Consider the following 10,663-nt stretch of genomic DNA (forward strand, 5'->3'; position numbering starts at 1 on the left):
TTACGCCTTCGGCCAGGGCCAAGTCGGTCGGCTGTGCCGGTGGCAGCAAATCTTGCGAAACGACCGAGCCCGGCTGCGAAACGTTGCCAGCGGCATCGGTCAGGGTGACTTGCAGGGTGCTGCCGTCGATCACGGCAGGGTCAAGCGCGATCACGAAGGTGCCGTCTGCACCGACGGTGCCGGTCGCCAGCACATTGCCGGCGGCGTCACGCACCTGCACCGTGGTGCCCGCTTCACCGCGGCCGCTGAGTTGCCGCCCGGCCAGGGCGATCAGCAAGTCGGTTGGCGCATCCGGCGGGGTAGTGTCGGGCGGTGTTTCGACATCCGGGGCCGTGATACCAGCGGCCGGCGAAGTGTTGCCAGCCGCATCCTGGGCGGTCACTTCCAGGGCCTGGCCATCGGTCTGCGGCGGCTGCAAGGCAATGCTGAATTGCCCGTCGGCACCGGCCACAGCGCTGCCCAGCAGCACGCCACCGGCGCCCCGCACCGCTACCGTGGAGCCGGGCTCGGCACGGCCGGTGAGGGTTGTACCCTGTTCGTTGATGGCAAGCTCGGTCGGCGCCACGGGGGCTGTTGCATCCGGGGCGGTGACACTGCCTGGGGCCGAGACATTGCCCGCGCCATCGGTCAGGGTGACTTGAAGGTTCTCGCTGTTGATCTGCGGGGGGGTAAGCGACACATTGAAACTGCCATCGGCACCCACCGTGCCGCTGCCGATCAGGTTGCCCGCAGCGTCGCGAATGTTCACCGTGGTGCCTGCTTCGCCACGCCCGGTCAGGCGCAGGCCATCGGGGGACACCAGCAGGTCGATGGGCGTGGCAGGGGCGGTGGTATCGCCCGGGTCCGAGCTGCCGCTGCTGCCACCGCCACTGCTGTCTGCAGCGGCCGCCGCGCCGCCGATACCCAGCAGGCTGAGCCCGGCAATCGCCCAGGTGGGCATCGCGCTACCGGCCACACCGATACCCGCGACCAGTTCATCCAGCGAAGCCACTTCGTCGAAGGTAAAGCCAGTGAATGCTGCTGCATCGTAGTTCGCATGCCACAAGGTGCCGTCTTCACCGACGAAGACGATGTCGCTGCCGACCCCCGCCTGATCCACGGCGAAGAAGTTGCCGATAGTGACCTTCTCGCCCGACTTCAAGGTGACGATCAGGTCTTGCCCGCGCTGGGTTACGGTTGCCACTTTATCGGGAGAAACCGGCATCTGCACGACGCCTGGCCCGTTGAGACTGACATTGCCCCAGGCACTCTGGGTGGCGACTGCGGATTGCTTATCGGCGACGACGATGTTGTCCATGGATGCTCCCTGCTGGTGTGCGGCTACACTGGCTCGACTTCGCGACCCAGGGCCGGCGCAACGTGAAAGAACGTATTGCGCGCAGCCTCGACCATGACGGCCGTGATACCGGTGGTTAGGGAGATATAGCAGCCCAGCAGGAAGCAACCAGATGGCTTTCTGGGTTAATCCTTTGGTAGATAGCCTTCAGCGAAGCCCCAGCCGACGCGCCAGCCGACTGAGGTTGGCGCGGTCCAGGCCCAGTTCGCGCGCGGCGGCGGCCCAGTTTTCTACGTGCCGGTGCAGGCAGTTTTCGATGACCTGGCGTTGGTAGTCATCCATGGCTGCACGCAGCCCACCCTCGGGCAATGACGCCGCTTGCAGCGGGGTGGATGAGGGCAGGGGGTGCAACGCGGGGGCGGCACGCAAGTCCAGGTCAATGGCATCCAGGGTGAGGATGCGTGGCCGATCGGGGTGCTGGCCCAGCGCCTTGAGTGCCGAGCGACCGATCAGGTGTTCCAGCTCACGCACGTTGCCTGGCCAGTCGTAGGCCAGCAGCGCGGCCTGGGCTTCGCTGCTCAGGCGCAGGCTGTTCAGGCCCAGGCGCGAACGGTTCTGTTCGAGGAAATAGCCCGCCAATAGCAGCACATCACGCCCACGTTCACGCAGCGGCGGCACGTGCAGCGGGTACACACTCAGGCGATGGTAGAAGTCGGCGCGGTAGTTGCCGTCGCGTACTTCTGTTGCCAGGTCACGGTTGGTGGCCGCGATCAGGCGCACGTCGACCCGGTGCTCACGGTCCGACCCCAGGCGTTGCAGCTGGCCACTCTGCAGCACCCGCAACAGCTTGGCTTGCACCGTCAGTGGCAGTTCACCGACTTCATCAAGGAACAGCGTGCCGCCATTGGCCAGCTCGAACTTGCCAAGGCGTTCGCCATGGGCGCCGGTGAAGGCGCCGCGCACGTGGCCGAACAGTTCGCTTTCCACCAAGGTGTCGGGCAATGCGGCGCAGTTGAGGCTGACCAGGGGCTTGTCGGCACGGTTGCTGGCCTGGTGCAGGGCCTGGGCCACCAGCTCTTTGCCGACGCCGGTCTCACCGGTGATCAGCACGGTCAGTTCGCTGCCGCCGACCAGGCGTATCTCCTCTTCCAGGCGTTTGTGCGCGGCGCTCTGGCCAATCAGCTGCTTGTCCTGGGTGCTGGCCTGGCGGTAGATCTCGGCGCGGTGGTGTTCGTCTTCTGCACGCAGGGCCAGGTGCTCGATGCGCTCGGCCACCGTCACCGTGGCGGCGGCCAGGCTGGCGAAGGCCTGCAGGGCATCCAGTTCCAGGCTCTGGAACTGCCCTGGGGTGAGTGCGTCGAGGGTCAGCAGGCCCCACGGGCGTTCATCGACCATCAGGGGGCAGCCCATGCAGTCATGCACTTCAAGGTCGGCATCGGCGGCGGTGACCAGGCCGTCGTAGGGGTCGGGCAGTTCCGAATCGCTGGGGAAGCGAGTGGGTTGCGGGCGGCTCAACAAGAGCTGGAAGCGCGGGTGCTCGCTGACCTTGAAGCGTCGGCCCAGGGTATCGGCGCTCAGCCCGTCCACCGCCAGAGGCACCAGCCACTCACCGTCCAGGCGCAGCAGCGCGGCAGCGTCGCAAGGCAACAGCCCACGCATGGCCTGAAGCAGTCGACGGTAACGTTCCTGGTCGCTCAGATCGCGGGACAGGTCGCTGACCAGAGGGAGGAGGGCGGTAAGCAGGGGCTTTGCTGTCATAAGGACTCCTATTGGTCAAAATGACTATACGCCGGCCTAGGTCATTTTGACATGGTCTGCGTCAACCTCCTGATTTTGCTGGCGATAAAAGTTGGCACGATTGGTGAAATGTCTAATGCAATCATTTCAAGCCACAGGCTCAGGAGTCGTAGCAATGCTCAATGCCGAACAACGTGCAATCATCAAGGCCACCGTCCCCCTGCTGGAAAGCGGCGGCGAAGCACTGACCACCCACTTCTACAAGATGATGCTCAACGAATACCCGCAAGTACGCCCGCTGTTCAACCAGGCCCACCAGGCCAGCGGCGACCAGCCACGAGCATTGGCCAACGGCGTGCTGATGTATGCCCGCCACATCGACCAGCTCGAACAGCTCGGTGGCCTGGTCGGTCAGATCATCAACAAGCACGTCGCGCTGCAGATCCTGCCGGAGCACTACCCGATCGTAGGCAGCTGCCTGCTGCGTGCCATCGAAGAAGTGCTCGGCAAGGAAATCGCCACCCCTGAAGTGATCGCTGCCTGGGGCGCCGCGTATGGCCAGTTGGCCGACATCCTCATCGGCGCCGAAGAAAACCTCTATAAAGAGAAGGAACAAGCCGCCGGTGGCTGGCGCGGTACCCGCGCGTTTCGCCTGGTACGCCGCGAGCAAGAGAGCAGCGAGATCGTCTCGTTCTACTTTGCGCCGGTGGATGGCAAGCCGGTGCTCAAAGCCGAGCCAGGGCAGTACATTGGCCTGCAGTTGTTCATTGACGGTGCCGAGCAGCGTCGCAACTACTCCTTGTCGGCCCTGTGCGACGGCAAGCAATACCGCATCAGCGTCAAGCGCGAAGCCGGTGGCAAGGTCTCCAATTACCTGCACGACGAACTGGTTGTGGGCGAGACGTTGCAACTGTTCCCGCCAGCGGGCGATTTTACCCTGGCCGCCAGCGACAAGCCGTTGGTGCTGATCAGTGGCGGTGTGGGTATCACCCCGACCCTGGCGATGCTTGAAGCGGCGCTTGCAACCCAGCGCCCGGTGCATTTCATCCACTGCGCGCGCAACGGTGCCGTGCACGCCTTTCGTGACTGGATCGATGGGCTGGCCGAGCGCCACCCGCAGCTCAAGCGCTTCTATTGCTACGCAGAGCAGGATGCCGACGACCAGGCAGATGCCGTGGGCCTGCTGAGCCAGGAGCTGTTGGCTCAGTGGCTGGGGCGTGAGCGTGACGTCGATGCCTACTTCCTCGGGCCCAAGGGCTTCATGGCGGTGATCAAACGTCACCTCAAGGGCCTGGGCGTGCCTGAACAGCAGAGCCGCTACGAGTTCTTCGGGCCGGCGGCGGCGCTGGAGTAACCTGCGCTTATTGTGGGCAGTCGCCCCGACAAGGCCGCGCCTGCCCAGAGCAACTCATCTATATAAAGGAGAGATGAAACAGGCCCAGAACCTTTCATCTTTAATCCTCCTTTAATCACGGTATCCTTCACTCCCGGGTGTCGAGGGGCTTGCCCTGTGCGGCACCCGGGTAGCCGCTTTTTTGCCGTGGGGCGTTGAACCGACGTCGCCAAGGCCGGTCTCAGCCATCTCCGGATAACCCGCGCAGTGCCATCACGCCGCCACCTCGGCACGCTCAAAAGGCCCTGCCCAGCGTGTAGAATTGCGCACAGGCAGGCGGACCACGCGGCCACTATCCATCGAAGGAATCGGCAATGAACGAACAAACATCGCGCCTGAATCGGGAACGGCGCTTTCTGGTGCTGCTAGGGCTGATCTGCCTGTCGCTGATCGGTGGCGCCCTCTATATGCAAGTGGTGCTGGGCGAGGCGCCTTGCCCGCTGTGCATCCTGCAGCGCTATGCCCTTCTGTTTATCGCCGTGTTCGCCTTCATCGCCGCCGCGATGCCGGGGCGCCGCAGCCTGACCTTGTTCGAAGGCCTGGTGGTGCTCAGCGCGGTGGGCGGAATCGTTGCGGCCGGCAACCATGTGTATATACTCGCCAACCCCATGGTCAGTTGCGGCATCGATACCCTGCAGCCGATCGTCGATGACCTGCCCCTGGCCAAGCTGTGGCCACTGGCGTTCCAGGTCGACGGCTTCTGCAGCACGCCGTACCCACCGATCCTCGGTCTGTCGCTGGCGCAATGGGCACTGGTCGCGTTCGTGCTCACCGCCATTCTGGTACCGCTGGGTATCTACCGCAACCGACGTCAGTCTTAGACAAAAGTCCCGAATTGTGTGAGGTCTTTTGCACCGCGTGAGATGCGCAGAAAGTTGCTCCCCGCTTGATCCAGATCAATCACGAAGCCTTGTAGAATGCGGCTTTGAGGGCTACCGGGCGGGGTGCGACAAACTGTCGCGAAGTTGATTCTTCGGGGTGCATTGTTACATATTCTGTAAAAGACTGTTGCTCAATAAGTCATAGTCAAGGGTTGGCGACCTATCTACAATCGCCCCCAATTTCCGTTCGGCACTGCTTGCGAGTCGCAGGATTGAAGGAAGCCCCAGCGCTCCCTTTTGCTGACTTCGTCAAGTTTCGCCCAGCGGCGATACCGAGCGGACACCCCTCCGCGTTTTCCCGCACCAAATGGACTTGGTCTGAAGTACAGGCCTGTTGCCTACGAAACCATAAGCACCGCTAACACGCTTGAGCCAAGGTCCTGCAGTCGGACCCCAGGCAGGAGCGAGTACGGGCGCGAAATGCCTCACTTGGCAGGACGAAGTGTTGGCTACCAAAACACAAATTGCATTGAAGCAAGCTGATCTAGAGGTCGTGAGATGAGTAAAAAGCGTTACCCCAGACTGTTTGGCATATTGCCCTTTTTAGGCATGCTTTTACTCAGTGGGTGCAACTGGACCCTGCTCGACCCGAAAGGTCAGGTCGGCATTGAGCAAAAGAACCTCATCCTCATCGCTACCGGCCTGATGCTGCTGGTGGTGATTCCGGTCATCATCATGACCGTGGCGTTCGCCTGGAAGTACCGTGCTTCCAACAAGGCTGCGACCTACACGCCTGACTGGTCGCACTCGACCAAGATCGAGGCTGCGGTGTGGATCATCCCGATCCTGATCATCATCGCGCTGGGTTATGTCACCTACAAGTCCACCCACAAGCTGGACCCGTATCGTCCGCTGGATTCGGACGTCAAGCCGATCCAGATCGACGTGGTCGCACTGGACTGGAAGTGGCTGTTCATCTACCCGGAGCAGGGCATCGCGACGGTCAACAAGATCAACTTCCCGGCTAACACCCCGGTCAACTTCCGCGTCACCTCCGACGCCGTGATGAACTCGTTCTTCATCCCGGGCCTGGGTGGCCAGATCTACGCAATGGCCGGCATGACCACCAAGCTGCACCTGATCGCCAACGAGAACGGTGTGTTTGACGGTATCAGCGCCAACTACAGCGGTGCTGGTTTCACCGGCATGAAATTCAAGGCTACTGCTACTTCCCAGGAAGACTTCGACAAGTGGGTCGCCGAAGTGAAGCAGTCGCCGCTGAAACTGGGCAAAGCCGAGTACGAAGCTCTGGCCAAGCCTAGCGAATACAACCCAGTCGCGCTGTACAGCGAGGCACCAGCAGAGCTGTTCCAGACCATCGTCGACAAGTACGAAGGCATGAACCGCGGCAAGCCGGTCCACGAAGAAGCAGGCAGCAAAGATCTGGCCACTACCAAGGGTGTGGAATCGAGTATGCAACCAGCTGCCGGGGCAGAGGAGTAAGAGATGTTCGGTAAATTAAGCCTGGAGGCGATACCCTATCACGAGCCGATAGTCATGGTGACGCTTGCCATGATCGCGCTCGGTGGTATCGCTGTCGTCGGTCTTGTCACCTATTTCCGCAAGTGGACCTACTTGTGGACCGAGTGGTTGACGACTGTCGACCACAAGAAAATCGGGGTGATGTACATCATCGTCGCGATGATCATGCTGCTGCGCGGCTTTGCCGACGCGATCATGATGCGTACACAGCTCGCTGCTGCTACCGGCGGCTCCGAAGGCTACCTGCCGCCTGAACACTATGACCAGATCTTCACCGCTCACGGTGTGATCATGATCATCTTCATGGCGATGCCGTTCTTCACCGGCCTGATGAACCTTGCGGTTCCTCTGCAGATCGGTGCACGTGACGTTGCCTTCCCGTTCCTGAACTCCCTGAGCTTCTACCTGCTGCTGGCAGGCGTGCTGCTGGTCAACATCTCCCTGGGCGTCGGCGAATTCGCCAAGACCGGTTGGGTTGCCTATCCGCCGCTCGCGGGCATTCAGTACAGCCCTGGAGTGGGTGTCGACTACTACATCTGGGCGCTACAGCTCTCCGGATTGGGTACGACGCTTACCGGTGTGAACTTCCTCGTCACCGTGATGAAGATGCGCGCACCTGGCATGAAACTGATGGACATGCCGATCTTCACCTGGACCTGCACCTGGGCCAACGTGCTGATCGTTGCTTCCTTCCCGATTCTGACCGCTGCACTCGCTCTGCTGACTGTTGACCGTTATCTGGACTTCCACATTTTCACCAACGAGCTTGGTGGGAACCCGATGATGTACGTCAACCTGTTCTGGGCGTGGGGTCACCCTGAGGTTTACATCCTGATCCTGCCGGCCTTCGGCGTGTTCTCGGAAGTGACTTCGACCTTCTCCGGCAAGCGTCTGTTTGGCCACCACTCGATGATCTACGCATCGGGCGCAATCGCCATCCTGGGCTTCGCGGTATGGCTGCACCACTTCTTCACCATGGGTGCCGGCGCCAGCGTCAACACCTTCTTCGGCCTGGCGACGATGCTGATCTCCATTCCGACGGGTGTGAAGTTGTTCAACTGGCTGTTCACCATGTACCAGGGCCGTGTGCGCTTCACCGCACCGATGCTGTGGACCCTGGGCTTCATGATCACCTTCTCCATCGGTGGCATGACCGGCGTTCTGCTGGCAGTACCAGGTGCTGACTTCGTTCTGCACAACAGCCTGTTCGTAATTGCTCACTTCCACAACGTGATCATCGGTGGTGCGGTATTCGGCTACATTGCCGGCTTCGCCTACTGGTTCCCGAAAGCCTTCGGTTTCACCCTGAACGAGAAGTGGGGCAAAGCTGCCTTCTGGTTCTGGATCTCGGGCTTCTACGTTGCGTTCATGCCGCTGTACGCCCTGGGCTTCATGGGCATGACCCGTCGTCTGAACCACTCCGACAACCCACTGTGGGAACCCTACCTGTACGTAGCCGTTGTCGGCGCCGTGCTGATCCTGTTCGGTATCGCTTGCCAGCTGATCCAGCTCTACGTTTCGGTCCGCGACCGCAACCAGAACCTGGACGTGACCGGCGACCCATGGGGCGGTCGTACCCTGGAATGGTCGACTTCGTCGCCACCTCCGTTCTACAACTTCGCCCACATGCCTGAGCAGGTTGGTCTGGATGCATGGCATGAATCCAAGGAAACCGGCGTTGCCTACAAGCCGGCAACCAAGTTCGACGCCATCCACATGCCGAGCAACACCTCTACCGGTTTGTTCATGGGCCTGTTCCTGACCGTCTTCGGCTTTGCCTTCATCTGGCACATCTGGTGGCTGGTTGGCGCAAGCCTGGTTGCAACCATCGCTGTCTTCGTTCGCCACGCCGCGCGTGACGACCAGGGCTTCATGGTTCCGGCCGAAGAAGTGGCGCGCATCGAAGGCGAGCGCATGAAAGCGCTGGCCAAAGCAGGTGCTCTGCCTGCCGGCGCACGTGTCGAATCGTTTGAGCGGGTGTAATCAATGTCCAGTCAAGTAATGCACGGCGCTGCTCATGGTCACGACCATGGGCATGACGACCACCACCACGACTCGGGCCAGATGACCGTACTCGGTTTCTGGCTGTACCTGATGACCGACTGCATCCTGTTTGCGTCGCTCTTCGCCACCTACGCGGTGCTGTCCGGCAGTTTTGCCGGCGGCCCGTCGGGTCATGACATCTTCCAGCTCGACTTCGTGCTGGTAGAAACCGCGTTCCTGCTGCTGTCCTCGATCACCTTCGGCTTCGCCATGCTGAAGATGTTCGCTGGCAATAAAGCAGGTGTACTGGGCTGGTTGGCTGTGACCTTCCTGTTCGGTGCAGGCTTCATCGCGATGGAGATCTATGAGTTCCATCACCTGATCGCCGAGGGCTTCGGCCCGCAGCGCAGTGGCTTCCTGTCGGCGTTCTTCGCGCTGGTCGGTACCCACGGCCTGCACGTGACTGCTGGCCTGATCTGGATGGCAATCATGATGTACCAGATCAACAAGCACGGCATCACGCCGACCGCCAAGACCCGCATGAGCTGCCTGAGCCTGTTCTGGCACTTCCTGGACGTGGTCTGGATCTGCGTATTCACCGTCGTTTACCTGCTGGGGGTTCTGTAATGGCTAACGCACACGACACTCATCACGAAGGTAATCACGGTAGCGTGAAGTCCTACATGGTCGGCTTTGTTCTGTCGATCATCCTGACCGCGATCCCGTTCGGCCTGGTGATGTTCCCAAGCCTGCCGAAGAACCTGACCGTCCTGGTCGTGGTGGCCATGGCCGTCATCCAGGTGGTAGTGCACCTTGTGTACTTCCTGCACATGGACCGCTCGCAAGAGCAGCGTTCCAACGTGTCGACGTTCCTGTTCACCGCCATGGTAATTGCACTGCTGGTCGGCCTGTCGCTGTGGATCATGTTCAACATCCACATCGAAATGATGGCCAAGTGAGGTAAGACTGCATGTCCGTTAAGCACTTTATCCAAATCACCAAACCGGGGATCATTTTCGGTAACGTGCTTTCCGTGGCAGGCGGATTCTTCCTTGCCGCGAAGGGCCATGTGGACTTCGCCCTGTTCCTGGCGGTGGTGGTTGGTACTTCCCTGGTGGTGGCGTCCGGTTGTGTGTTCAACAACTGCATCGACCGCGACATCGACATCAAGATGGAACGTACCAAGAACCGCGTCATGGTCCAGGGCGGCATGTCGCTGACCCTCGCGCTGATCTACGCCACCCTGCTTGGGGTGGCGGGTTTCAGCCTGCTGTATGTCCAGGCCAACCCACTGTCGGCGTTCTGTGCGCTGATCGGTTTCATCGTCTACGTCGGTTTCTACAGCCTCTGGCTGAAGCGTAAATCGGTGCACGGCACCTTGGTCGGCAGCCTGTCCGGTGCCATGCCTCCGGTGATCGGCTACTGCGCCGTCAGCAACAGCTTCGACCTGGCTGCAGTGACCCTGCTGGTGATGTTCAGCCTGTGGCAGATGCCGCACAGCTTCGCGATCGCCATCTTCCGCTTCAAGGATTACAGCGCTGCCAACATCCCGGTTCTGCCGGTGGCGCGCGGCATTCTTGCTGCCAAGAAGCAGATCGTGCTGTACGTGCTGGCCTTCGTGCTCGCGACCCTGATGCTTACCCTCGGCGGTTACGCCGGCCTCGGCTACATGGCCGTGGCGGCAGCCATGGGCCTGTACTGGCTGTACATGGCCTGGGGTGGCTACAAGGCCGAGGACGACAGCAAGTGGGCCCGCAAGGTGTTCGGCTTCTCCATCCTCACTGTCACTGCCCTGAGCGTGATGATGTCGGTGGACAGCCAGACCGCTGCGGACGTGTTGATGACCTACGCACGCTGATACCGCTGCCTGTTACACGAAAACCCCGGCCATGTGCCGGGGTTTTTTTATGG

At 61.0% G+C, this 10,663-nt stretch carries 9 protein-coding genes; 7 read left to right on the forward strand and 2 right to left on the reverse strand.

All coding sequences use genetic code 11. The annotated features are described in order from the left end of the window. Positions 1-1,297: Ig-like domain-containing protein (locus NP534_RS23030; protein WP_274100224.1), on the reverse strand; the 1,297-nt coding region annotated here is incomplete at its 3' end. Positions 1,298-1,483: 186 nt separating this feature from the next. Beyond that, positions 1,484-3,034, reverse strand: a complete 1,551-nt coding sequence (gene norR / locus NP534_RS23035) for a nitric oxide reductase transcriptional regulator NorR (RefSeq protein ID WP_274100225.1) — start codon at positions 3,032-3,034, stop codon at positions 1,484-1,486. 154 nt (positions 3,035-3,188) lie between these two features. On the opposite strand from norR, the gene hmpA reads away from it, so the two are divergent. The 7 genes from hmpA (at position 3,189) to cyoE (ending at position 10,610) form a co-directional block, all read left to right on the forward strand. Further along, entirely contained in the window at positions 3,189-4,367 is a 1,179-nt protein-coding gene (gene hmpA / locus NP534_RS23040) for an NO-inducible flavohemoprotein (RefSeq protein WP_274100226.1), read from the forward strand. A 353-nt stretch (positions 4,368-4,720) separates the two neighbouring features. Beyond that, positions 4,721-5,227 carry a disulfide bond formation protein B gene (locus NP534_RS23045; RefSeq protein ID WP_033701229.1) on the forward strand — a complete coding sequence of 169 codons (507 nt, stop codon included), beginning with the start codon at positions 4,721-4,723 and terminating at the stop codon, positions 5,225-5,227. A 558-nt stretch (positions 5,228-5,785) separates the two neighbouring features. After that, on the forward strand, positions 5,786-6,730 hold the full coding sequence (cyoA, locus tag NP534_RS23050; RefSeq protein ID WP_274100227.1) for a ubiquinol oxidase subunit II: 945 nt from the start codon (positions 5,786-5,788) through the stop codon (positions 6,728-6,730). 3 nt (positions 6,731-6,733) lie between these two features. Continuing rightward, positions 6,734-8,752: a cytochrome o ubiquinol oxidase subunit I gene (cyoB, locus tag NP534_RS23055; RefSeq protein ID WP_274100228.1), complete on the forward strand. Its 2,019-nt coding sequence runs from the start codon at positions 6,734-6,736 to the stop codon at positions 8,750-8,752. Between the two features lie 3 nt (positions 8,753-8,755). Then, a complete protein-coding gene (gene cyoC / locus NP534_RS23060) occupies positions 8,756-9,379 on the forward strand; it encodes a cytochrome o ubiquinol oxidase subunit III (RefSeq protein ID WP_033701226.1) in 624 nt (207 codons plus the stop codon). Continuing rightward, entirely contained in the window at positions 9,379-9,711 is a 333-nt protein-coding gene (gene cyoD / locus NP534_RS23065) for a cytochrome o ubiquinol oxidase subunit IV (RefSeq protein ID WP_033701225.1), read from the forward strand. Before cyoC ends, cyoD begins: the two co-directional genes overlap by 1 nt. 11 nt (positions 9,712-9,722) lie before the next feature. Then, positions 9,723-10,610 carry a heme o synthase gene (cyoE, locus tag NP534_RS23070; RefSeq protein ID WP_047583869.1) on the forward strand — a complete coding sequence of 296 codons (888 nt, stop codon included), beginning with the start codon at positions 9,723-9,725 and terminating at the stop codon, positions 10,608-10,610. Positions 10,611-10,663: the final 53 nt, after the last annotated feature.

The organism is Pseudomonas sp. 39004 (genome assembly GCF_028682155.1).
In the GTDB taxonomy this organism is placed as follows: domain Bacteria; phylum Pseudomonadota; class Gammaproteobacteria; order Pseudomonadales; family Pseudomonadaceae; genus Aquipseudomonas; species Aquipseudomonas capeferrum.

Coding starts and splice junctions, on each gene's coding strand:
- cyoB (WP_274100228.1), top strand. CDS start 6,734: ATGTTCGGTAAATTAAGCCTGGAGGCGATACCCTATCACGAGCCGATA.
- norR (WP_274100225.1), bottom strand. CDS start 3,034: ATGACAGCAAAGCCCCTGCTTACCGCCCTCCTCCCTCTGGTCAGCGAC.
- hmpA (WP_274100226.1), top strand. CDS start 3,189: ATGCTCAATGCCGAACAACGTGCAATCATCAAGGCCACCGTCCCCCTG.
- cyoD (WP_033701225.1), top strand. CDS start 9,379: ATGGCTAACGCACACGACACTCATCACGAAGGTAATCACGGTAGCGTG.
- cyoE (WP_047583869.1), top strand. CDS start 9,723: ATGTCCGTTAAGCACTTTATCCAAATCACCAAACCGGGGATCATTTTC.
- cyoC (WP_033701226.1), top strand. CDS start 8,756: ATGTCCAGTCAAGTAATGCACGGCGCTGCTCATGGTCACGACCATGGG.
- NP534_RS23045 (WP_033701229.1), top strand. CDS start 4,721: ATGAACGAACAAACATCGCGCCTGAATCGGGAACGGCGCTTTCTGGTG.
- cyoA (WP_274100227.1), top strand. CDS start 5,786: ATGAGTAAAAAGCGTTACCCCAGACTGTTTGGCATATTGCCCTTTTTA.